Origin of the sequence: Actinomadura geliboluensis, from assembly GCF_043197915.1 — a bacterium.
Lineage (GTDB): Bacteria > Actinomycetota > Actinomycetes > Streptosporangiales > Streptosporangiaceae > Spirillospora > Spirillospora geliboluensis.
The window spans coordinates 142,553-165,456 of record NZ_JBICUA010000017.1 but is presented as its reverse complement, the minus strand read 5'-3'; the positions used below and the strand labels follow the sequence as shown (position 1 = coordinate 165,456).

Annotated in this window: 19 protein-coding genes and 1 rRNA gene; 7 read left to right on the top strand and 13 right to left on the bottom strand. The window is 73.4% G+C overall.

The features are described 5' to 3' along the window. From ACGFI1_RS40260 to argC, 11 genes are all read right to left on the bottom strand, one after another. Positions 1-81 (bottom strand): 16S ribosomal RNA (locus ACGFI1_RS40260); the annotation flags it as partial. A gap of 636 nt (positions 82-717) precedes the next feature. Further along, positions 718-1,995: a tyrosine--tRNA ligase gene (tyrS, locus tag ACGFI1_RS40255; protein WP_138639785.1), complete on the bottom strand. Its 1,278-nt coding sequence runs from the start codon at positions 1,993-1,995 to the stop codon at positions 718-720. Positions 1,996-2,119: 124 nt separating this feature from the next. Then, on the bottom strand, positions 2,120-2,755 hold the full coding sequence (locus tag ACGFI1_RS40250; protein ID WP_138639786.1) for a DNA-3-methyladenine glycosylase: 636 nt from the start codon (positions 2,753-2,755) through the stop codon (positions 2,120-2,122). A gap of 75 nt (positions 2,756-2,830) precedes the next feature. Beyond that, positions 2,831-4,249 (bottom strand): argininosuccinate lyase, encoded by a 1,419-nt coding sequence (argH, locus tag ACGFI1_RS40245; protein WP_364554083.1) that lies wholly within the window; start codon positions 4,247-4,249, stop codon positions 2,831-2,833. Between the two features lie 216 nt (positions 4,250-4,465). Then, on the bottom strand, positions 4,466-5,668 hold the full coding sequence (locus ACGFI1_RS40240) for an argininosuccinate synthase (RefSeq protein ID WP_364554081.1): 1,203 nt from the start codon (positions 5,666-5,668) through the stop codon (positions 4,466-4,468). 64 nt (positions 5,669-5,732) lie between these two features. After that, positions 5,733-6,236, bottom strand: a complete 504-nt coding sequence (locus ACGFI1_RS40235) for an arginine repressor (RefSeq protein WP_089327309.1) — start codon at positions 6,234-6,236, stop codon at positions 5,733-5,735. Between the two features lie 8 nt (positions 6,237-6,244). Then, complete coding sequence (argF, locus tag ACGFI1_RS40230; RefSeq protein ID WP_386875964.1) at positions 6,245-7,162, bottom strand: ornithine carbamoyltransferase; 918 nt, start codon at positions 7,160-7,162, stop codon at positions 6,245-6,247. A 2-nt stretch (positions 7,163-7,164) separates the two neighbouring features. Further along, entirely contained in the window at positions 7,165-8,358 is a 1,194-nt protein-coding gene (locus tag ACGFI1_RS40225) for an acetylornithine transaminase (protein ID WP_386875962.1), read from the bottom strand. Continuing rightward, positions 8,355-9,293 carry an acetylglutamate kinase gene (gene argB, locus ACGFI1_RS40220; RefSeq protein ID WP_392792928.1) on the bottom strand — a complete coding sequence of 313 codons (939 nt, stop codon included), beginning with the start codon at positions 9,291-9,293 and terminating at the stop codon, positions 8,355-8,357. Before argB ends, ACGFI1_RS40225 begins: the two co-directional genes overlap by 4 nt. Beyond that, positions 9,290-10,447 (bottom strand): bifunctional glutamate N-acetyltransferase/amino-acid acetyltransferase ArgJ, encoded by a 1,158-nt coding sequence (gene argJ, locus ACGFI1_RS40215; protein WP_364554078.1) that lies wholly within the window; start codon positions 10,445-10,447, stop codon positions 9,290-9,292. The genes argB and argJ overlap by 4 nt, the downstream gene beginning before the upstream one ends. Next, the gene (argC, locus tag ACGFI1_RS40210) at positions 10,444-11,472 is read right to left on the bottom strand and encodes an N-acetyl-gamma-glutamyl-phosphate reductase (RefSeq protein ID WP_392792925.1); all 1,029 of its coding nucleotides are present in this window, start codon (positions 11,470-11,472) and stop codon (positions 10,444-10,446) included. Before argC ends, argJ begins: the two co-directional genes overlap by 4 nt. A gap of 242 nt (positions 11,473-11,714) precedes the next feature. On the opposite strand from argC, the gene ACGFI1_RS40205 reads away from it, so the two are divergent. The 3 genes from ACGFI1_RS40205 (at position 11,715) to ACGFI1_RS40195 (ending at position 14,284) form a co-directional block, all read left to right on the top strand. Continuing rightward, positions 11,715-12,239, top strand: coding sequence for a MarR family winged helix-turn-helix transcriptional regulator (locus ACGFI1_RS40205; protein WP_386875960.1), 525 nt, complete (start codon positions 11,715-11,717; stop codon positions 12,237-12,239). Next, positions 12,236-13,204, top strand: a complete 969-nt coding sequence (locus tag ACGFI1_RS40200) for an ABC transporter ATP-binding protein (protein ID WP_386875958.1) — start codon at positions 12,236-12,238, stop codon at positions 13,202-13,204. The genes ACGFI1_RS40205 and ACGFI1_RS40200 overlap by 4 nt, the downstream gene beginning before the upstream one ends. Positions 13,205-13,444: 240 nt before the next feature. Further along, positions 13,445-14,284 (top strand): ABC transporter permease, encoded by an 840-nt coding sequence (locus ACGFI1_RS40195; RefSeq protein WP_386875956.1) that lies wholly within the window; start codon positions 13,445-13,447, stop codon positions 14,282-14,284. Between the two features lie 457 nt (positions 14,285-14,741). Here ACGFI1_RS40195 and ACGFI1_RS40190 read toward each other — a convergent pair whose 3' ends face one another. Beyond that, positions 14,742-15,476, bottom strand: a complete 735-nt coding sequence (locus tag ACGFI1_RS40190; RefSeq protein ID WP_138635388.1) for a DUF7873 family protein — start codon at positions 15,474-15,476, stop codon at positions 14,742-14,744. A 70-nt stretch (positions 15,477-15,546) separates the two neighbouring features. Beyond that, a complete protein-coding gene (locus tag ACGFI1_RS40185; RefSeq protein WP_392792922.1) occupies positions 15,547-17,166 on the bottom strand; it encodes an ABC-F family ATP-binding cassette domain-containing protein in 1,620 nt (539 codons plus the stop codon). Between the two features lie 267 nt (positions 17,167-17,433). Between ACGFI1_RS40185 and ACGFI1_RS40180 the strand changes: the two genes are divergently transcribed. The 4 genes from ACGFI1_RS40180 to ACGFI1_RS40165 all read left to right on the top strand — a co-directional run bounded on the left by ACGFI1_RS40180 (position 17,434) and on the right by ACGFI1_RS40165 (position 22,781). Then, entirely contained in the window at positions 17,434-20,169 is a 2,736-nt protein-coding gene (locus tag ACGFI1_RS40180) for an ATP-binding protein (RefSeq protein WP_392792920.1), read from the top strand. A gap of 82 nt (positions 20,170-20,251) precedes the next feature. Then, positions 20,252-21,199 (top strand): ABC transporter ATP-binding protein, encoded by a 948-nt coding sequence (locus ACGFI1_RS40175; RefSeq protein ID WP_392792918.1) that lies wholly within the window; start codon positions 20,252-20,254, stop codon positions 21,197-21,199. Beyond that, complete coding sequence (locus ACGFI1_RS40170) at positions 21,196-21,990, top strand: ABC transporter permease (protein ID WP_392792917.1); 795 nt, start codon at positions 21,196-21,198, stop codon at positions 21,988-21,990. The genes ACGFI1_RS40175 and ACGFI1_RS40170 overlap by 4 nt, the downstream gene beginning before the upstream one ends. Then, positions 21,987-22,781 carry an ABC transporter permease gene (locus ACGFI1_RS40165; protein WP_392792915.1) on the top strand — a complete coding sequence of 265 codons (795 nt, stop codon included), beginning with the start codon at positions 21,987-21,989 and terminating at the stop codon, positions 22,779-22,781. Before ACGFI1_RS40170 ends, ACGFI1_RS40165 begins: the two co-directional genes overlap by 4 nt. Positions 22,782-22,904 lie beyond the last annotated feature (123 nt).

The following is a 22,904-nucleotide window of genomic DNA, read 5'->3' as shown; positions in this document are numbered from 1 at the left end:
GAAGGGGCCTTTCCGCTCGACTTGCATGTGTTAAGCACGCCGCCAGCGTTCGTCCTGAGCCAGGATCAAACTCTCCATTAAGGTCCAAACGACCAACCAGGGGGCGAACCCCAGCCGGCCAAACCTTGAAGAAAATCCCAGCAAAAGCACAACTCCAAAGGAGTTGCGCATTGCCTCAAAGAAATCCCCACCATCGAATCCGAAGATCGATGGCCACGGGGCGACTCGGACCTCCTGAAGGAGAACCGAGCCGATAAAGGCACTGGCTTTTAACACGCTGTTGAGTTCTCAAGAAACGGACACCCACCGCGCCGAACCCCGCTCTCGCGGACCCCGGCTCCGGGGCAACCCTTCTAGCCTACCCGATCCGTCCCGTTCGTCCAACTTCGGGGCGAATCGTCCTCGTACGTCCCAATCGACGGAGACGTGTCTCCACCGTGTCGGTCTGCAGAGGATCCCCTTCGGGGCCGGCCGCCTGTCCGGCGTCCCGCTCCCCCTTGGGGCGAGTAGAACATTAGATCCACCCGCCAGGGGCGTCAAATCGACCTCCAGGGCCGCGTAACCCCAGGTCAGATGTAGTTTTCCGGCCTTAGTTGATGCCCCGTACGGCCGCTCGTAACCGCACTGTGACGTGTATCTACCGAAGTTTGGCCCGTTCATGGCGAACGCCCGCCCGGTCAGGACCGGACGGGCGTTCGCGGGACGGTTCCCGACGGCTCAGGCCGTCGTCACCTCCACGCCTCCCACGTTCCGCTTGCCGCGCCGCAGGACGAGGAACCGGCCGTGGAGGAGGTCGGACGGCGCCGGCACGGCGTCCTCCGACTCGACCTTGGCGTTGTTGAGGTACGCGCCGCCCTGGGCGATCGCGCGGCGCGCCTCGGACTTGCTCTTGCACAGGCCGGACTCCGCGAGGAGGTCCACCACGCTCGGCAGGTCACCGGACGGCACCTCGGCCCGCGGCACCTCCGCGAGCGCGGCCTTCAGCGTCCGCTCGTCCAGCTCCTCCAGGGAGCCCTGGCCGAACAGGGCGCGGGAGGCGGCGATGACGCGGGCGGTCTCGTCCGCGCCGTGGACGAGCGTGGTCATCTCCTCGGCGAGCGCCCGCTGCGGGGCGCGGGCGGCGGGGCGGTCGGCGCCCTGCTTCACCAGCTCCTCGATCTCCTCGCGGGGACGGAAGCTGAAGAACTTCAGGAACTTCTCCACGTCCCGGTCGTCGGCGTTGATCCAGAACTGGTAGAACGCGTACGGCGAGGTCAGCTCGGCGTCGAGCCAGTAGGTCTCGCCGCCGGCGGTCTTGCCGAACTTCGACCCGTCCGCCTTGGTGAGCAGCGGCGTGGTCAGCGCGTGCGCGCTGCCGCCCTCGACGCGGCGGATGAGGTCGACGCCCGCGGTCAGGTTGCCCCACTGGTCGCTGCCGCCCGTCTGCAGCCGGCAGCCGTGCCGCCGGTACAGCTCCAGGAAGTCCATCGACTGGAGCAGCACGTAGCTGAACTCGGTGTAGCTCATGCCGGTCGAGTCGAGGCGGGCCTTGACCGTCTCGCGGGCGAGCATCCGGTTCACCGGGAAGTGCTTGCCGATGTCGCGCAGGAACTCGATGGCCGACATCGGGCCCGTCCAGTCGAGGTTGCTGACCATGGTGGCGCCGGTCGGCCCCTCGTGGAAGTCGAGGAACTTCGACACCTGGCCGCGGACCCGCTCGACCCAGGCGGCGACGGTCTCCTCCGAGTTCAGCACGCGCTCGGCGCTCTTGCCGCTCGGGTCGCCGATCAGCCCGGTGGCGCCGCCGACGAGGCCGATGGGCCGGTGGCCGGCCTTCTGGAAGCGCCGCAGCGTGAGGATCTGGATCAGGTTGCCGAGGTGCAGCGACGGCGCCGTCGGGTCGAAGCCGCAATAGAGCGTGACCGGTCCCGCGGCGAGCAGCGCCCGCAGTTCGTCCAGGTCGGTGGACTGCGCGATCAGGCCGCGCCACGCGAGATCATCCAGGATGTCGGTCACGGTCTCCCTCGTCTCCGGCTTGCTTTCCGTACGCCCACCAGCCTGTACCGGCGGGCCTGTGTCACGCCAACGATATTCAACGGCCGGGGGCGGTGCGGTGCGCCGGAACGAAGAGGCCGGCGGGTCAGCCGTCGGCGGGGACCTTCCGGCGCTGCCGGGCGACGTGCGGGCGGTACGGGGACACCGACGGGTCGCCGTCGATCCAGAACCGCCACGGCACCTCCTTGGCGCCGTTCACGCCGGTCCGAGGGCCGCTGCGGATCAGCGCGGGGTCCGCGGGCGAGCCCGCGAGGACGGTCATCTCCCCGCCGGGCGTGCACACGTCCAGGCCGTTCTGCTCGCGGGCGATGCCGAGGGCCTGGCAGAGCCGGGCCGGGCCGCGGGCCAGGTCCCGGACGGTGGAGCGCGGCCGGCGCGCCCGGGCGAGCTCCTCCCCCGCGATGATCTCGCCCGCGCGCAGCAGCACCGCCATGGACGTCCCGTCCGGTCCGCAGACCAGGTTCATGCAGAAGTGCATGCCGTAGGTGAAGTACACGTAGACGTGCCCGGGCGGCCCGAACATGACCTCGTTGCGCCGGGTCCGCCCCCGGTAGGCGTGGGACGCGGGGTCGAGCGGCCCCGCGTACGCCTCCACCTCGGTGAGCCGGGCGGCCACCTCCCCCTCGGGGGTGCGGTGGGCGATCACGTGGCCGAGCAGCGACGGCGCGACCTCCTCCACCGGGCGATCGAAGAAATCCCGTGGCAGCAGCGCTCCGTCCATCGCCTCACCGTGGTCTAGGGGGTCGGTTCTCCGCCGATCAGCCTATGCCGCGCCCCGCACCGCCCCGGACGGGCGTCAGTCCTCGGCGTCGGACGCCCACGCGGCGTGGCCGTTGACCAGCGCCCGGAGCGCGTCGATCTGCTCGCGGACGCGGTCCGGCGCCGTCCCGCCGTACGCCTTGCGGGACGCCAGGGCGCCCTGGACGTTCAGCACCTCGCGGACGTCGGGCGTCAGGTGCGGCGACACCTTGGCGAGCTCCTCGTCGGTGAGGTCGTCGAAGTCCTTGTCGTTGACCTGGCACCAGACGACGAGGTGGCCGACGACCTCGTGCGCGTCGCGGAACGCGGTGCCGCGCCGGACGAGCAGCTCGGCGAGGTCGGTGGCGAGGGCGAAGCCGTCCGGGGCGAGGGCCTCCAGGCGCTCGGTGTTGACCCGCATCGTCGCGATGAGCCCGGACATGGCGGGCAGGACGAGCAGCAGCGTCTCGACGGCGTCGAACGCGCCCTCCTTGTCCTCCTGCAGGTCGCGGTTGTAGGTGAGGGGCAGACCCTTGAGGGTGGTGAGCAGGCCGACGAGGTGGCCGATGAGCCGGCCGGCCTTGCCGCGCGCCAGCTCGGCGACGTCGGGGTTCTTCTTCTGCGGCATGATCGACGACCCGGTGGCGTAGGTGTCGTCCATCTCGATCCAGCGGAACTCCTGCGACGCCCAGAGGCAGATCTCCTCGCCGAGGCGCGACAGGTGCACGCCGATCAGCGCGGCGGCGAACAGGAACTCGGCGACGAAGTCGCGGTCGGCGACGGCGTCCATGGAGTTCGGCGCGGCGGCGTCGAAGCCGAGTTCGGCGGCGGTGGCCTGCGGGTCCAGCGGCAGCGACGAGCCGGCGAGCGCGCCGGAGCCGAGCGGGGACACCGCGGCGCGCCTGTCCCAGTCGCGGAGCCGGTCGATGTCGCGGGTGAGCGGCTGGACGTGCGCGAGGAGCTGGTGGGAGAACAGCACGGGCTGGGCGTGCTGCAGGTGCGTCATGCCGGGCGCGGCGACGCCGAGGTTGTGCTCGGCCTGCGCGATCAGCGCGGTCTCCAGCTCGACCAGCCGGGAGACGATCTGCCGGGCGTGGTCGCGCAGGTAGAGGCGCAGGTCGGTGGCGACCTGGTCGTTGCGGCTGCGGCCCGCGCGGAGCTTGCCGCCGAGGGCGCCGAGACGCTCCAGCAGGCCGCGCTCCAGGGCGGTGTGCACGTCCTCGTCGGCGACCGTGGGCCGGAACTCGCCGGACCGGCACGCCTCTTCGAGGTCGTCCAGGGCACCGATCATGCGTTCCAGCTCGTCGTCGGTGAGCAGCCCGGCCCGGTTGAGGACGCGGGCGTGCGCGCGCGAGCCCATCAGGTCGTAGGGGGCGAGCCGCCAGTCGAACTGGACGCTCACCGAGAGCCGCGCGAGCGCGTCCGACGGGCCGCCTTCGAACCGGCCGCCCCACAGCCGCGTCGGTGCCTTCGTCACGAAAATTCCTCTTCTTCCCACCGCTGATCGTTTGTCTTGTGCGCGCCGCTCCCCGGCGCGCGGGGACGCCCGTCCAGAGCGTCCCCGCGCGTGGTGGCACGTCCGCCACAGGGTACGGCGAAACCACCGTCGCCGGTGGCCCGTCCTCCGGCCCCCCCGCCCGCCGCCGGTCGAGCGGCGGGGTTCGCTCGGAGGACCGCCCTCCGGCGCGTCCGGTCAGACGTCCAGGTCGCGGTCGCGCTTGGCGGCGATCTTGCTGGGCAGGCTCCACAGCTCGACGAAGCCCTTGGCGAGGCTCTGGTCGAAGGCGTCGCCGGTGTCGTAGGTGGCGAGGTCGTAGCTGTAGAGCGACGCGGCGCTGCGCCGGCCGGTGACGACGGCGCGCCCGCCGTGCAGGGTCATCCGGACCTCGCCGGACACGTGCCGCTGCGCGTCGGCGATGAAGGCGTCCAGGGACTCCTTCAGCGGCGAGAACCACAGGCCGTCGTAGACCAGCTCGCCCCAGCGCTGGTCGACGGACCGCTTGAAGCGGGCGAGGTCGCGCTCGACGGTGACGTTCTCCAGCTCCATGTGCGCGGCCATCAGCGCGATCGCGGCCGGGGCCTCGTACACCTCGCGGCTCTTGATGCCGACGAGCCGGTCCTCGACCATGTCGATGCGGCCGACGCCCTGCGCGCCCGCGCGCCGGTTCAGCTCGGCGACGACCTGGAACGGGGTGAGCGGGCGGCCGTCCAGCGCGACCGGCACGCCGGCCGCGAACGTGATGACGACCTCGTCGGCCTCGCGCGGCTCGGCCGGGTCGGCGGTGTACTCGTAGACGTCCTCGATGGGCCCGTTCCAGATGTCCTCCAGGAAGCCGGTCTCGACGGCGCGGCCCCACAGGTTCTGGTCGATGGAGTACGGCGACTTGGCCGACACGTCGATCGGGAGGCCCTTGTCCTCGGCGAACGCGATGGCCTTGTCCCGCGTCCAGGCGAAGTCGCGGGCGGGCGCGATGACCTTCAGCTCCGGCGCGAGGGCGGACAGCCCGGCCTCGAACCGCACCTGGTCGTTGCCCTTGCCGGTGCAGCCGTGCGAGACGGTGGTGCCGCCGAACTCCTTCGCGGCCGCCACCAGGTGCTTGACGATCAGCGGCCGGGACAGCGCCGACACCAGCGGGTAGCGGTCCATGTAGAGGGCGTTGGCCTGCATCGCGGGGACGCAGAAGTCCGCGGCGAACTCCTCCCTGGCGTCCACGACGACGGCCTCGGCGGCGCCGCAGGCGAGGGCCCGCTTGCGGATGGTGTCGAGGTCCTCGCCGCCCTGGCCGACGTCGACGGCGACGGCGATGACCTCGCCGCCGGTCTGCTCGGCGAGGTACGGGATGGCGACGGAGGTGTCCAGGCCCCCGGAGTATGCGAGTACGACGCGCTCGCTCATGTCACTGTCTCCTGTGCGAAGTGTTCGGATTCGAAAGGCTGGGATGCGGGGCCGCGCGCGGCCCCTAGCTTCGTCGTTCGCGCCCGCCGGTCAGCCTGAGGAGCGCCTGCGCGACGTCCTCCCCGCCGGTGGGGTCGCGGGCGATGACGAGGATCGAGTCGTCGCCCGCGACGGTCCCGAGGATCGTCGGCCATTCGGCGTGGTCGATCGCCGAGGCCAGGTACTGCGCGGCCCCGGGCGGGGTCCGCACCATGACCAGGTTGGCCGACGCCTCGGCCGAGACGAGCAGCTCCGCGGCGAGCCGGGAGAGCCGTCCGGTGAAGGTCTCGGCGGCCCCGGTGCGGGCCCGCCGGATCCGCTCGCCGCCCTCTCCGGGGACGGCGTAGATCAGGCTGCCGTCGTCGGCGCGCAGCTTCACCGCGCCGATCTCGACCAGGTCGCGCGACAGCGTGGCCTGGGTGACCTCGACGCCCTCGTCGCCGAGGAGCTTGGCGAGCTCCCCCTGCGAGTGGACGGGGTGCCGGGTCAGCAGCTCGATCACCCGGGCGTGCCGGGCGGCCTTGGTCATGGGGGTGGTCACCGGGAGCGCTCCAGCAGCCAGACGAGCAGGGCCTTCTGGGCGTGCAGCCGGTTCTCCGCCTCGTCCCAGATGCGGCTCCGGGGGCCGTCGAGGACGGACGCGGCGATCTCCTTCCCGCGGTAGGCGGGCAGGCAGTGCAGGACGACCGCGGCCGGGTCGGCGAGGGCGAGCAGCTCCTCGGTGACGGCGTACGGCTCGTAGAGGGAGGTGTCCTTGCCGGCCTGGCCCATCGAGACCCAGGTGTCGGTGGCGAGGACATCGGCCCCTGCGGCGGCCTGCGCGGCGTCGTCGGTGACGGTCACGGACCCGCCGGTGGCGGCGGCGATCTCGGTGGCGCGGGCGACGACGGCGGGGTCCGGCGGCAGCGACGCGGGGGCGCCGACGCGGACGTGCATCCCGGCGGTGGCGCAGCCGAGCAGGTAGGAGTGCGCCATGTTGTTGGCACCGTCGCCGAAGTAGGCGAGGACGGCGCCGGCGAGGTCGCCCTTGGCCTCCCGGACGGTCTGCAGGTCGGCGAGGATCTGGCAGGGGTGGAACTCGTCGGTGAGGGCGTTGACGACCGGGACGGTGGTGCCGGCGGCCATCTCGTCGATGCGCTCCTGCCCGGCCGTCCGCCACACGATGGCGCTGACCTGCCGCTCCAGGACGCGGGCGGTGTCGGCGATCGTCTCGCCGCGGCCGAGCTGGCTCGTTCCGGCGTCCATGACGAGGGGGTTGCCGCCCAGCTCGGCGATGCCGACGGTGAACGACAGCCGGGTCCGGGTGGAGGGCTTGTCGAACAGGACGGCGACCGACTGCGGGCCCTCCAGCGGCCGGTGGGCGAACCGGTCCTTCTTCACCTTCGCGGCGAGGTCGAGGACCTCGGCCTGCTCGGCGGGGGTCAGGTCGTCGTCACGGAGGAAGTGCCTGGTCATGCTCATCCCTCCCGGCTCTGGGAGACGGCGTCGAGGATCGCGGGGAACGCGTCGGTGAACGACCGCGCCTGCGCGGCGGTGAGGACGAGCGGCGGCGCGATCCGCAGCGCGTCCGGCTGCACCGCGTTGACCAGGAAGCCGGCGTCGCGGGCGGCGGCCTCCACGGCGGGCGCGTGCGGCCCGGTGAGGACGGCGGCGCGCCACAGCCCGCGGCCCCGCACGCCCGCGAGCAGCGGGTGCCGGATGGCGCCGAGCCCGGCGGCCAGGACGTCCCCGACGGCGACGGCGTTGGCGAGCAGGCCGTCCTTCTCGATGGTGCCGAGGACGGCGAGGGCCGCGGCGGCGGCGACCGGGTTCCCGCCGAAGGTGCTGCCGTGGTCGCCCTTGGCGAACAGGTCGCCGTGCGGACCGAACGCGACGCACGCCCCGATGGGCAGGCCCCCGCCGAGCCCCTTGGCGAGGGTGAGGACGTCGGGCCTGGCGCCCTCGTGCTCGAACGCGAACCAGGTGCCGGTGCGGCCGATCGCCGACTGGATCTCGTCGCCGACGAGCAGCGCGCCGGCGGCGTCGCAGATCTGGCGGGCGGCCGCGAGGTAGCCCTCCGGCGGCGGGACGACCCCGCCCTCGCCCTGCGCGGGCTCCAGGAACACGGCGGCGCAGTCCGCGCCGACGGCGGCCTTCAGCGCGTCCGCGTCACCGTAGGGGACGAACCGGACGTCGAGGGCGAACGGCCCGAACGGCTCCCGGATCGACGCCTTGCCGGTCAGCGACAGCGCGCCCATGGTCCGGCCGTGGAACCCGTTCTCCGTCGCGACGAAGTACGACCGGCCGTTCGCCCTGCCGTACTTGATCGCGAGCTTCAGCGCGCACTCGTTGGCCTCGGTGCCGCTGTTGGCGAGGAACACCCGCCCGTCGCCGCCGAGCAGGCCGCGCAGCCGCTCGGCGAGCAGCACCTCCGGCTCGTTCAGGAAGAGGTTGGACGTGTGCGCGAGCGTCGCGACCTGCGACGACACGGCCTCGACGAGGGCCGGGTGCCCGTGGCCGAGCGAGGTGACGGCGATCCCGGCGATCAGGTCGAGGTACTCGCGGCCGGCGGTGTCCCAGACCCGGCAGCCCTCGCCGCGCGCCAGCGCCACCGGAGGCACGCCGTAGTTCGGCATGAACGCGGTCTCGAACCGCTCACCGAGGCCGCTCACGGCGCCACCTCCTGCGCGGCGCCCGGGAGGCTGGGCAGCACCATCGTTCCGATCCCTTCGTCGGTGAAGATCTCCAGCAGCAGCGAGTGCGGGACGCGGCCGTCCAGCACGTGGGCCTGCGGAACGCCGCCGCGGACGGCGGTCAGGCAGGCCTCCATCTTCGGGACCATCCCGGCCGACAGGCCCGGCAGCAGCGCGGCCAGCTCGTCGGTGGTGAGGCTGTCGATCACGTCGTCGCTGTCGGGCCAGTCGGCGTACAGGCCGTCGACGTCGGTGAGGACGACCAGCTTCGCCGCGTCCAGCGCGACGGCCAGCGCCGCGGCGGCGGTGTCGGCGTTGACGTTGTAGACCTCGCCGTCGTCGCCGCGCGCGATGCTGGACACGACCGGGACGCGGCCGTCGTCCAGCAGCGCCCGGACGGCGCCGACCTGCACCTCGACGATCTCGCCGACCTGGCCGATGTCGACGCGCTCGCCGTCGACGACCGCGTGCTTGCGCTCGGCGGTGAGCAGGTTCGCGTCCTCGCCGGACATGCCGAGCGCGAACGGGCCGTGCCGGTTGATGAGCCCGACGACGTCGCGCTGCACCTGCCCGGTCAGCACCATCCGGACGACCTCCATGGCCTCCGGCGTGGTGACCCGGAGCCCGGCGGTGAAGGTCGAGTCGATGCCGTTGCGGGCGAGCGCCGCGTTGATCTGCGGGCCGCCGCCGTGCACGATCACCGGCTTCAGCCCGGCGTAGCGCAGGAACACGATGTCCTCGGCGAACGAGTGCCGCAGTTCCTCGTCGGTCATCGCGTGCCCGCCGTACTTGATCACGACGGTCTTGCCGTGGAACCGCTCCAGCCACGGCAGCGCCTTGATCAGCGTCTCCGCCTTCGACAGCACGCCGGCCCGGTTGCCGCGGATCTCCGCGCCGCTGGTCACCGCGCTCATGTCGAGTACGCCGAGTTCTCGTGGACGTAGTCGGCCGTGAGGTCGGTCGTCCAGACGGTGGCGCTGTGCGGGCCCGCCGCGAGGTCGACGGTGATCGTCACGTCGCGGGGCCGCAGGTCGACCTTGTCGCGGTCGTCGCCGGACGCGCCGTTGCGGCACACCCACACGCCGTTGATCGCGACGTTGAGGTGGTCGGGCTCGAACACCGCGTCGGTGGTGCCGACCGCCGACAGCACCCGGCCCCAGTTCGGGTCCTCGCCGTGGATCGCGCACTTGAGCAGGTTGTTGCGGGCGATGGAGCGCCCGACGGTGACCGCGTCGTCCTCGGAGGCGGCGCCGACGACCTCGATCGCGATGGCCTTGGACGCGCCCTCGGCGTCCACCAGCAGCTGCCGGGTCAGGTCGGCGCACACCTCGGTGAGCAGCGCGGTGAACTCCTCCTCGTCCGGGACCGTCTCGGCGGCGCCGGACGCCAGCAGCAGGACGGTGTCGTTGGTGGACATGCAGCCGTCGGAGTCGAGCCGGTCGAGGGTGGCGCCGGTCGCCGCGCGCAGCGCCCGGTCGAGCGCGGCGGCGGGCAGGTCGGCGTCGGTGGTGATGACGCAGAGCATGGTGGCCAGGGACGGCGCGAGCATGCCGGCGCCCTTGGCCATCGCGCCGATCATGTAGCCGCCCGCGCCCTGCCGGAAGGAGATCTTGGCGACGGTGTCGGTGGTGCGGATCGCGTCGGCGGCGGCGAGCCCGCCGTCGCCGCGCGACAACTCGGCGGCGGCCTTGTCGACGCCGGGCAGCAGCAGGTCCATCGGGAGCCGCTCGCCGATCAGCCCGGTGGAGCAGACCGCGATCTCGCCGGCGGAGTCCTCCAGCAGCTCGGCCGCCTTCTCGGCGGTGGCGTGGGTGTCCTGGAAGCCGGGGGCGCCGGTGCAGGCGTTGGCGCCGCCCGCGTTGAGCACGACCGCGCGGACGCGGCCGCCCGTGAGGACCTGCTCCGACCACAGCACGGGCGCGGCCTTCACGCGGTTGCGGGTGAACACGCCGGCCGCCGCGCGGGACGGCCCGTCGTTGACGACGAGGGCCAGGTCGCGGTTGCCGCTGGGCTTGAGTCCGGCGACGACGCCTGCGGCGCGGAAACCCCGGGGGGCGGTGACGCTCAAGGGGATACTCCGATCGTGGTCAGCCCGAGTTCTTCCGGGAGGCCGAGGGCGATGTTGGCGCTCTGGACGGCGCCGCCCGCGGTGCCCTTGGCGAGGTTGTCGACGGCGGCGACCACGACGATGCGGCCGGCCGCCTCGTCCACGGCCGTCTGGAGGAGGACGGTGTTCGCGCCGAGCGTCATGGACGTGGCGGGCCACCGGCCCTCGGGGAGCAGGCCGGCGAACGGCTCGCCGGCGTAGGCCGCGGTGTAGGCGGCGCGCAGCGCCGCGGCGGTCGTACCGGGACGGGCCTTGGCCGTGCAGGTGGCGAGGATGCCGCGGCTCATCGGCGCGAGCGTCGGGGTGAAGGAGACCGTGACCGGCTCCCCCGCGGCGGCGCTGAGGTTCTGCACCATCTCGGGCGTATGCCTATGCGTCCCGCCGACGCCGTAGGCGGACATCGAGCCCATCACCTCGCTGCCGAGCAGGTGCGGCTTGAGGGCCCGTCCCGCGCCGGAGGTGCCGGACGCGGCGACGACGACGGCGTCGGGTTCGGCGAGCCCGGCGGCGTACGCCGGGGCCAGCGCGAGCGACACCGCGGTCGGGTAGCAGCCGGGGACGGCGATCCGCTTGGCGCCGCGCAGCGCCTCCCGGTGGCCGGGCAGCTCGGGCAGCCCGTAGGGCCAGGTGCCGGCGTGGGGGGTGCCGTAGTACGCCTCCCAGGCGGCCGCGTCGGCGAGCCGGTGGTCGGCTCCGCAGTCGATGACCAGCACGTCTTCGCCGAGCTGCGCGGCGAGCGGGCCGGACTGGCCGTGCGGCAGCGCCAGGAACACCACGTCGTGGCCGGACAGGGTCTCGGGGGTGGTCTCGGCCAGGACGCGCCCGGCCAGGGATCGCAGGTGGGGCTGGTGCGCGCCCAGCTCGGTGCCCGCGTTGGAGCCCGCCGTCAGCGCGCCGATCTCGAACTCTGGATGTCCCGCCAGGATGCGCAGCAGCTCGCCGCCCGCGTAACCGCTGGCGCCGGCGACCGCCGTCCGGATTCGCATCTCCCTGCCCTCTCGAAGACAACAAGCAAGAGTATGCAGGACCCTGGATGTCTATTCAACGCCGGGGTCCGGTTTTCCGACCTGCTGAGATGAGCGCCACACGGCCCGGGCCCGGCATGCGTCAACACAGGTTGACATGTGCGCGATGTCAACCTATGTTGACGGCACGATCGGACGAACGGCGAGTATTTAGGGGGCTAAAGGTTTGCCATCTAAAGTTCAGACCCCTAACATCAAGCGCCATGGGGAACTTCGGGATCGACGACCTCAAGCTGTACGGCCCCATGGAGGAGTGGCCGGTCGGCCGGCTCTTCGCCGCGGCCTCGCGGCTGGCGGGCCCCGTCGTGTGGCGGATCGTCGAAAAGCACGGCATCAGCCCCGCCGGGTACTTCCTGCTGCGCCTGCTGATCGTCGAGGACGGCCTGCGCCCCGGCGAGGTCGCCAAGCGGCTGCACGTCACCCCCGCCACGGTCACCTCGGTGGTCGACACGCTGGAGCGCAACGGGCACGTCCGGCGCGAGCCCTCCTACCGCGACCGGCGCGGGGTCATGCTGCGCATCACCGACGCCGGCCGTGAGCTGCTCGCCGAGAAGTCCGAGTCCATCGGGCGGGACCTGGGCCGCCTCTACGACGTCGTCGGCGAGGACGACGTGGAGGCCGTCCGCCGGTTCCTGCTCCGGCTGATCGAACGGCTCGAGAACTACCCCGACGACGACAACGACCTCCACGACGACAACGACGAGGAAGCGGAGGGAGACGGCGCATGACCGAATCCCCGGAAGCGGCCGTCCGCACGGTCGGCCTGCGGAAGACCTATCCCGCGTCCGGGCCCCGCCCGGAGGTGCCCGCGGTGCGGGGCATCGACCTGGACGTCCCGCGCGGCGAGTTCTTCGGGCTGCTCGGCCCGAACGGCGCCGGCAAGTCCACCACCATCGGCATGCTCACCACGCTGGTCGTCCCGACGGGCGGCAGCGCTCAGGTGACCGGCCTGGACGTGGTGAAGGACGCCGTCGAGATCAAGCGGCGCATCGGCGTGGTGTCCCAGAACAACACGCTGGACAGCGACCTCACCGTCGCCGAGAACCTGGAGTTCCGCGGCCGCTACTTCGGCCTCGGCGCCCGCGACGCCCGCCGACGCGCCGGCGAGCTGCTGGAGCTGTTCGGGCTCACCGAGCAGCGCGGCGGCAACCCGTTCGAGATCTCCGGCGGGCAGGCCAAGCGGGTGATGATCTGCCGGGCCCTCATGCACGGGCCCGAGGTGCTGTTCCTGGACGAGCCGACCGCTGGCCTCGACCCGCAGACCCGCACCAACCTGTGGGAGGTGCTGCGCGGCCTCCAGGCGGGCGGGCAGACGATCGTCCTCACCACCCACTACATGGAGGAGGCCGAGGCGCTCTGCGACCGGGTCGCGGTCGTCGACCACGGCACGATCCTGGCCAGCGGCACCGTCGACCAGCTGAAGTCCAGCGCCGGCGCCGACACCGTCATCACCGTCAGCTACGACGCCCCGGCCCCGGAGGAGATCAGGAAGCTCTCCGACCGGGAGGGCATCAGCAAGGTCGAGGTCACCGACGGCCAGGTCCGGGTGTTCGCCGCCGCCCCCGACGGCATCCTCGGCGAGCTCGTTGAGATCGGGGCTGCGGCCGGCGTCGGAGTCACCGACGCCAGCCAACTGCGTCCCAGTTTGGAGACCGTCTTCCTCGCCCTCACCGGAAGGGACTACCGCGATTGACCTCACTCCCTGCCGAGGCAGGAGCTCCAACCCTCTCGGGTTGAGTTTTCTGCTTCCCAGACGGCAGCCGACCCGAATGAACGGCAAGGGACAGAGTGCTGCCCATCGGACTTACGCCAGCTCCACAGACCTGACATCCCGCCAGCCCGGCGGTAGACCCGGCCGGCCTGTTTCTCGCCGACTGGGCATCACTGAAAGTACCAGCATCGCCACGGTCGGTGGCGGGAATGGAGAAATCTCATGACCACCGCCGTCCTCGCCCCGCCGCCGCCGGCGCGGGCGACGGTCCCGCGCACGTTCGCCGCGATGATGGCCCGCGAGGCGCGGGTCATGCGCAAGAACTTCCTGTCGACGTTCGTCCGGGTGCTGGTGCAGCCGGTGATGTTCGTGTTCGTGTTCGCCTACGTCCTGCCGAAGCTCGGCGGCGGCGCGATGGCGGGCGGGCCGGGCGGGCCGTCGTTCTCCACCATCCTGCTGCCCGGCCTCGTCGGCTCGTCCATCATCATGCAGGCGATGATGGCGGTGATCTTCCCGCTGATGATGGAGCTGACCTGGCAGAAGTCGATCACCGACCGGGCGCTGGCGCCGGTGCCGGTGCCGCTGCTGGCCGCGCAGAAGATCATCGCGGCGGCGGCGCAGGGGCTGATCGGCGGGCTGCTGGTCTTCCCGGCGGTGCTGTTCATCCACGCCGAGGGCGAGGCGCCCTCGGTGCACGTGGGCAACTGGCCGGTGCTGATCCTGGTGATGGTGGCCGGGTCGCTGCTGTCGGCGGCGGGCGGTCTGCTGCTCGGCACGATCATGAACCCGCAGAAGGTCCAGGTCCTGTTCGCGATGGTGCTGCTGCCGATGACGATGCTCGGCTGCGTGTACTACCCGTGGTCGGCGCTGGACAACATCCGCTGGCTGCAGATCGCCAGCCTGTTCAACCCCCTCGTCTACGTCAGCGAGGGACTGCGGAGCGCGCTCACCCCGGACATCCCGCACATGCCGGTCTGGGCGTTCCTGCTGGCCATCGTCGGCGGGACGGTCCTGCTGACGTGGGCCGCGACGCGCACCTTCACCAAGCGCGTGCTGACCTGAGCCGAGGCGCGAGCGGGGCCCGGGGGTTTTGCCATCCCCCGGGCCCCTGTGGTTGCCGCCCAATTCGCACGCCGGCGCCAGGTGGACGCGGATCATTCTGAACGCTCCAGCGCGTTGCCGTTACGCCATCGCCCCACGAGCGGAGCGAGCCGGATTCGAACCGGCATTTCCGGAGTCGCCGTCCACGTCCGAGCGGGCCGGCGATGAGCGGCGGATGCTGAGCTTCGAGCGAGAATCTGAGGTTGAGCGGGCGGCTGCCTCTACCGGTTGGGCCACCCCGGCGCGGGTGCCGGGGGCGGGATTCGAACCCGCACTGAACGCTCACCCTGGTCAGCTTCGGCTTCAGCTTCAGCTTGCGCTCCTCGCGCACCCCCCGCGCGGCGGGGGGAGTCTGTTGAGTTGTCGTGCCGCGTCGTCGCGGGCCGTCCGGCCGCGGCGGGACCGCCGCGGCCGGAGGTCAGCCGAAGATGTAGCCGAACACCGCGTCGCCGACGCGCTGGTCGGTCACCTCGGCGCCGTTGGCCTCCTCACGCGCGAACTTCACCGCGTCCCGCACTCGCTCGACGCGGTCGAGCAGCTCGTTGACCCGCCGGGCGGGCAGCGCGCCGGAGAACTTCACCGTCGTCCAGTGGCCGACGGCGATGTCCTCGTAGTAGACCTCGACCTGCGCCGGGTGCTTCTCGGTCGCCTCCGCCTTGACGTGGTTGCGCGGCACCTTCTTGGTCTTCACCGTGCGGACGGGCTCGGTCCGCCACACGTCGGTGGACGGGTCGAAGGTCCACGTCTCGGCCGCGTCCAGGATCGGCAGCTTGCGCAGGAAGGCGTGCAGGTCGGTCAGCTGCTTCTCCAGGAACAGCAGGTAGGTGACCGGCACGTCGCGCAGCAGGGTGGTGCCGTCCACGGCCACGTCGGCGCGGGCGAGGCAGTTCGCCCAGTCCTTGGTGGCGGTGACGTCGAGCAGCCGCGTGAGCGAGCGCGTCACGTCGCGCAGCACGCCCTCCACCGTGACCTGGACGCGGGTGGACTCGGCGGGCAGCTGCTCGCCGTCCTCGTCCTTCGGCTGGTAGGTCCGCGAGATGCCGGACAGCAGCGGGGCCTTCTGCGTCGCCTGGTGCGCCGCCGCCAGGTCCTGGGCGGACTTGCTCTTCACGCCCTTCTCGACCGCGATGATCTGGTTGAGCTTCGTCGGCATCCCGTTCACTTCCCCTCGTTCTGCGACACGACCGTAGCAGCGGCGATATCGCAAGATCACACCATTTTCGCTACTCCTCCGGATCTGTCTCGGTGAGGCCGGAAGCGCGGTCCATGCGCAGCCAGCGGGTGAGGCCGAGGGTGCGCAGGAACGGCAGGTCGTGGCTGACCACGATCAGCGCCCCCTCGTAGGCGGAGAGGGCCTGCGCGAGCTGCGCCGCGCTGGCCATGTCGAGGTTGTTCGTCGGCTCGTCCAGCAGGAGCAGCTGCGGGGCGGGCTCGGCGAGCAGCAGCGACGCCAGCACGGCCCGGAACCGCTCCCCGCCCGACAGCGTCCCCGCGCGCTGCTCTGCGCGCGCGCCGCGGAACAGGAAGCGGGCAAGACCGGCCCTGATGTCGGTCACCCGGGCCGAGGGCGCCTGAGCGCGGACGTTGTCGATGACGCTCAGGTCGTCGTCCAGGACGTCGAGCCGCTGCGGCAGGTAGCGGACGCCGTCGACGCCGATCGCGACCTCCGTCCCGGCGGGGACGCGCTCGCCGGTGAGCATCCGCAGGAACGTCGTCTTGCCGGAGCCGTTCGGGCCGGTCAGCGCGATCCGCTCCGGGCCCCGGACGATCAGCTCGGTGAGCGTGCCGGTCTCCGGCTCGGGCGCGGCCAGCCCGGTCGCGGTGACGACCGTGCGGCCGGCCGGGACGCGGGTCGCGGGCAGCTCGACGCGGATCTCGGCGTCCGCGCGGACGGCCTCCTCCGCCTCGGTGAGCCGGCTGCGGGCGCCGGCCAGCCGCTCCTCGTGCATGAGGCGGTGCTTGCCGGCCGCGACCTGCGCCTGCCGCTTGCGCTCCTGCATGATGATCTTCGGCTCGCGCTTGTTCTCGTACATCTTGTTGCCGTAGCGCTTGCGCCGGGCGAGTTTGACCTGGGCCTCCTCCAGTTCGCGCTTCTGCCGCCGCAGGTCGGTCTCGGCGGACCGGACGGTGCGCTCGGCGGCCTCCTTCTCGACGGCGAGCAGCTCCTCGTAGCCGGTCAGGTTGCCGCCGAACGTGCGGATCGCGCCGTCCCGCAGGTCGGCGATCTCGTCGACGCGGTCGAGCAGTTCCCGGTCGTGGCTGACGAGCAGGAGCACGCCCGTCCAGGACTCGACGGCGTCGTAGAGGCGGCGCCGCGCGTCCAGGTCGAGGTTGTTGGTGGGCTCGTCGAGGAGCAGGACGTCGGGCCGGGCGAGGAACTGCGCGGCGAGCCCGACCATCACGGCCTCGCCGCCGGACAGGGTCGGGACGGTGCGGTCCAGGTCGAGGCGGTCGAGCCCGAGCCGGTCGAGCTCGGCGCGGGCGCGCTCCTCGACGTCCCAGTCGTCCCCGACGGCGGCGAAGTTCTCCTCGGTGGCCTCGCCGCGCTCGATGGCGTGCAGCGCGGCGCGGGCGGCGCCGATGCCGAGCAGGTCCGCGACGGTGGCCGCGCCGTCCAGGACGAGGTTCTGCGGCAGGTAGCCGATCTCCCCGTCGACGGCCACGGTGCCCGACGCGGGCCGCAGCTCACCGGCGATGATCTTCAGCAGGGTGGACTTGCCGGAGCCGTTGACGCCGATCAGCCCGGTGCGGCCGGTGCCGAACGCGGCGTCCAGGCCGTCCAGGACGACGGTGCCGTCCGCCCAGGCGAAGTACAGGTCCGAGCAGACGATGGCGAAAGACATGTAGGGCGGTCTCCATGGGGTTCGAAGCGGTTTCGGGCTGCATGGAGACACCGCGGGTCGCGCGACGCGCCGGCGGGCAAATGAAAAAGCCCGGCGGGACGAGGGTCCGCTCTGAGGTCACGTGCGCGGGCCGGTGACGGCCATACGCGCGGTGTCGGACCTCAGATCCTCAATGGACTCCCCTGCCGGGCGGCGATGTGACGGCGTCGAGAATACCCGATGCCTTAACGCAACACAAGTAGCAATAAGACCCGGCATGCTAGGCGGATGGGAACCGTCAGCGCCGTGTTCGCCGGGCGCACCGCAGAACTGGCCGCGTTACGCGGGGCGCACGCGCGGGCGTGCGCGGGCGAGCCCGCCGCCGTGCTCGTCGGCGGCGAGGCGGGCGCCGGCAAGACCCGCCTCGTCGCGGAGTTCACCCGCGGCCTGCGCACGCTCACCGGCGGCTGCCTCGACCTCGGCGCGGCGAGCCTCCCGTACGCCCCGTTCAGCGCCGTCCTGCGGCGCGTCGGCCGGGAGGCGGTCGCCGCCCTGCTGCCGGGCGCGGCGCTGCCCGAACTGGCCCGGCTGATGCCCGGCCTGACCGCCGCGCCGCCGCCCCCGGACGACGGCACCGGGCAGCTGCGGCTGTTCGAGCACCTGCTGACCCTGCTGGAGCGCCTCGCCGAGCGGGAACCGCTCGTCCTGGTGGTCGAGGACGCGCACTGGGCCGACGGCTCCACCCGCGACCTGCTGTCCTTCCTGCTGCGCAACCCGCCGCGCGGCCGGGTGCTGCCGGTCGTCACGTTCCGTCCCGAGGAGCCCGGCACCCGGCCGCTGTTCGCCGAACTGGCCCGCCTCCCCCATGTCGCGCGTGTCGACCTGCCGCCGCTCACCCCGTCCGAGGTCGCCGAGCAGGTGCGCGGCATCCTCGGCGCCGCCGACCCGGCCGCGGCGCGGGACGCGCACGCCCGCGCCGGCGGCAACCCCCTGTTCGTGGAGGCCCTCGTCGGCAGCCCCGGCGAGGCGGTCCCCGGTTCGCTGCGCGACCTGCTGCTCGGCCGCGTCCACCGGCTGCCGGACGCGACCCGCGCGGTGCTGCGGGCCGCGAGCGCGGCCGGGGAGCGCGCCGGGCACGCGCTGCTGGCCGCGGTGACGGGCCTGCCCGACGCGGAGGTGAGCGCGGCGCTGCGGCCCGCCGCCGACCGCGGGCTGGTGGTCGCGGACGGGGACGGGTACGCCTTCCGCCACGCCCTCATCCGCGACGCCGTCCACGAGGACCTGCTGCCCGGCGAGCGCGCCGGGCTCCACCGCAGGTACGCCGAGACCATCGAGGAGACCCCGGAGCTCAGCGACGCCCCTGCGAGCGCCCTGGCCGTGCACTGGCAGGGCTGCGGCGACCACGCGCGGGCCCTCGCCGCCGCGTGGCGGGCCGCCGCCGAGCGGGCGGCGGCCACCGCCTACGCCGAGCAGCTCACCCTGCTGGAACGCGTCCTGGACCTGTGGGACCGGGTGCCGGAGGCCGCGTCCTTGACCGGCCTGTCCCGAGGGCAGGTGCTGGAGGCGGCCGCGGAGGCCGCCGGAGCGGCCGGCGACCCCGGCCGCGGCCTGCCGCTCGTCCAACGCGCCATGGCCGACGCGGGGGACGACGACCCCGACCGGGCCGCGCGGCTGCTGCTGCTCAGGGCGACCATGCGGGGCTTCCAGGGCCGGGAGGACGAACTGGACGACCTGCGCGCGGCCGAGCGGCACGCCGCCGCCCCGACGGCGGACCGCGTCCGCGCCCTGTCGCACCTGAGCTCCCGCCTGCTCGTCTACGGGGAGCACGCCGAGGGGGAACGGCTCGGACGGGAGGCGCTGGAGCTGGCGCGCGCGCTGGGCCTGAGCTCCGCGATCCCTTCGCTGGAGTCCGTGGTGGCCTTCGCCGTGGCGCGCGACGGCGCGGGCGACCTGGCCCCGCTCGAACGGACCAGGCACCGCGGCCTCGACGCGTGGGCGCTCATCCGGACGCTGAACAGGCTCGTCCACTGCCTCCTGAACCGGGGCCGCGCCGGCGAGGCCCTCGCGCTCGCGGAGGAGGGGCTCGCCGTCGCGGCGGACGCGGGGCTCGCCCACAGCGCGGGCGACGCGCTCGCCGTCAACCAGATCGAGGCGCTCTACCGGCTCGGCCGCTGGGACGAGGCCGCCGGGACGCTGCAGGGGCGGCTGGACCGCCACCACGCGCCGGCCTTCCGCCGGCAGCTGATGATCTGGCGGATCGCCCTGCTGGCCGCGCGCGGCGACGGCCCGCGCCCCGACCCCGAGGCGCTCGCCGCCCCGCTCGACGCCGGGTTCCCGCAGACCGCGCTGCCGCTCGCCCAGATGGTCATCGAGTGGCGGCTGGCGGAGGAGGACCGGCCGGCGGCCCGCGCGACCGCGGACGCCGTCCTGCGCCACCCGCGCCTCACCGTCCAGCCCTGCCACCTGTGGCCGCTGCTGGAGGCGGCCGCGCACGCCGGCGGCCCGCGCCTCCCCGAGATCGCCGCGCTGGCCGCGCGGCTGCCCGCCGAGACACCGGTGGCGGCGGCGCACCGGGCGGCCGTCACCGCGCTGGCCGGCGGCCCGCCGGCCTGGGACACCGCGATCGGCGCCTGGGAGCGGCTGGAGCAGCCGTACCCGCTGGCGCGGTCGCTCTTCGACGCCGCCTGCGCCGACCTGGCCGCCGGGGACCGCGCGAGCGCCGCCGCCCGGCTCGACCGCGCCGCCGCGATCGCCGACCGGCTCGGCGCCGCGCCGCTGGCCCGCCGCGTCTCCGAGCGCGCGCGCCGCGCGGGCCTCGCCGGGCCGTCCGGCGGCCCGCTCACCGCGCGCGAGGCGGAGGTGATGCGGCTGCTGGCACGGGGCCGGACGAACCGGGAGATCGCCGAGGAGCTGGTCATTTCCCCCAAGACCGCGAGCGTCCACGTCTCGCACATCCTCGCCAAGCTCGGCGTCTCCACGCGCGGCGAGGCGGCCGCCGCCGCCCGCGACCGCGGCCTCGTCTAGCCGGCTCACCCAGCGGGCCCGCCGCGAAGATAAGCCGGGTCCTTATGGCTCGGGCCCCCTCCTTACCGCGACGGTCGGAGGCATGGAAGCAGCCGTGCGCACATCCGGGCTGCGCCGCGTCTACAAGCGCGGCCGGCAGGACCCCGTCGTCGCCCTGGACGACCTGACCCTGGCCGTCGAGCAGGACGAGATCCACGGGCTGCTCGGGCCGAACGGCGCGGGCAAGACCACCCTCGTCAAGATCCTCTCCACCGTGCTGCTGCCCTCGGGCGGGTCGGCGCGGGTCCTCGGCCGCGACGTGGTCGTCGACACCCGCGCCGTCCGGTCGCGGGTCGGGCTCGTCCTCGGCGGCGACCGGGGCCTCTACGACCGGCTGTCCGCCCGGCGGAACCTGCTGTTCTGGGCCGCCCTCTACAAGCTCGACGCCCGCACCGCGCGCGCCCGCGCCGACGCCCTGCTGGAGCGGGTTGGCCTCGCCGAGCGCGCGGACGACCGCGTCGAGCGGTTCTCGCGCGGGATGCGGCAGCGGCTGCACCTCGCGCGGGGCCTCCTCCACGAGCCGCGCGTGCTGTTCCTGGACGAGCCGACGTCGGGGCTCGACCCCGTCGCCGCCGGGGCGTTCCGCCGGCTCGTCCTCGACCTGCGCGCCGAGGGCCGCACCTTCCTGCTGGCCACGCACGACATGGACGAGGCCGCGGCGCTGTGCGACCGGGTCACGCTCATCGACCGCGGGCGCGTCCTGCTGAGCGGGGACACCGCGCGGGCGGGGCGGTACCTCGGCGAGCGCGAGTGCGTCGACTTCACGTGCTCCGAGCCGTCCGTCGCCGAGGACCTGGCGCGGCTGCCGGACGTCATCGACGTCGAGCGGCGGGACGGGGCGGCCTGGCGCGTCCACACCGCCGACCGGGACGGCACCCGCCGCGTCCTCGCCTGGCTGCTGGACCGCGACGTGCTCACCGCCCGGCGCGGCGAGCCCACCCTCGAAGAGGTCTACCTGCGCGCCGTCGGCGACCGGGGGATGCGGGTATGAGCACATTCCGCGCAAGCGCCGGCACCCTCCGCGTGGTGTGGCAGGCGGTGCTGCTCCAGGTCGCGCTGTCGCGGCGCAACCCGGAGTACACGCTGATCCTGCTCATCGCGCCCATGCAGACCACGACGATGCTGGCGCTCACCGTGACGTCGCACCGCCCGGACGCGGTGGCGAACGCCGTCCTCGCGCCGGGGCTGATCGGGCTCTGGGTCGCCGCCCTCGACTACGCGGGACGCATCGTCCCCGAGGACCGCTGGGCCGGGCGGTTCGCCCCGATGGTCGCCGCCCCGGTCCCGCTCGGCCCGGTCGTCGCCGGGCGGGTCGCCATGGTCGTGGTGGTGGGCGCCGCGGCGTTCGCGGAATCGTGGCTGGTGGCGGCGGTCGGGTTCGGCCGGGTCGTCGCGATCGCCGACCCCGCCCTGTTCGCGCTCGCCGTCGCCGTCACCTGCCTGGCGACGGTCGGCACCGCCACGCTGCTGTCGGCGGTGCTCGTGGTGTCGCGGGCGCGGGACGTCCTGCAGAACTCGCTCGGCTACCCGTTCTACATCCTCGGCGGGATCCTCGTCCCGGTCGCGGCGCTGCCCGGCTGGCTGCACCCGTTCAGCCGGATCGTGTTCCTGTCGTGGAGCGCGGAACTGCTGCGGGACGCCGTCCGCGGCGACGCGGACGGCTGGATCGGGCCGGTCGCGGCGATCCTCGCGCTGGGCGCGGCGGCGATGGCGGCGGGGCTGTGGCTGACGGGCCGCTACGTGGACCGGTCGCGCCGGGAGGGCATGGTGGAGTTCGCGTGAGGCACGTGTTCCGCATCGCCCGGGAGTCGCTGATCCTGGGGTTCGCCGAGATGGGCGCCGTCTACACGTGGAGGACCTGGACGTTCGGGTGGCTCATGAGGCTGCTGTGCCAGGCCGCGTTCTACGCGCTGCTGGGCCGCTACGTCGGCGACGAGGACACGACGCGGTACGTGCTCGTCGGCAACATCGTGGTGCTGGCCTGCATGGAGTCCACGATCGTGGTGATCTCGCTCGCCGGGGAGCGGCGCATGGGGACGCTGCCGCTGCTGGCCATCGCGCCGTCCGGGCACCTGCCGGTGTACCTGGGGCGCGGGCTGCAGTGGACGGTGACCGGGCTGACCAGCTCCTCGGTGGCCTGGCTGGTGCTGCCGCCGCTGCTCGGCGCCCCGCTGCCCTGGCCGGAGGCCGGGTACGCGATGCCGGTCGTCCTGCTCATCCTCGCCTGCAGCTACGGGTACGGGTGCGCGCTGGCGGGCATCGCGCTGCGGCTGCGCGGCGTCGAATGGCTCGTGCTGAACGCCGCCTACGGGATCGTGATGACGTTCGGCGGCGTGAACGTCCCCGTCGAGGTCTGGCCCGCGCCGCTGGAGATCGCGGCGCACGCGCTGCCGGTCGTGCACGGGCTGGAGGCGGTGCGCGGCATCCTCGACGGCGCGCCCGCCGGACACGTCCTGCGGCTCCTCGGGACCGAGGCGCTCGTCGGGGCCTGCTGGTACGCGGTGGCGGCGCTGTCGATGGACCGGCTCGTGTCCGTCGGCCGCCGCGACGGAAGCCTCGACTACGCGGGCTGAGACACGGCCGTGGGGGGGGGGGGGGGGGGGGGGGGGGGGGGGGGGGGGGGGGGGGGGGGGGGGGGGGGGGGGGGCGGGGGGGCGGGGGGGGGGGGGGCGGCCGCGCGGCGGGGCGCGCGGCCG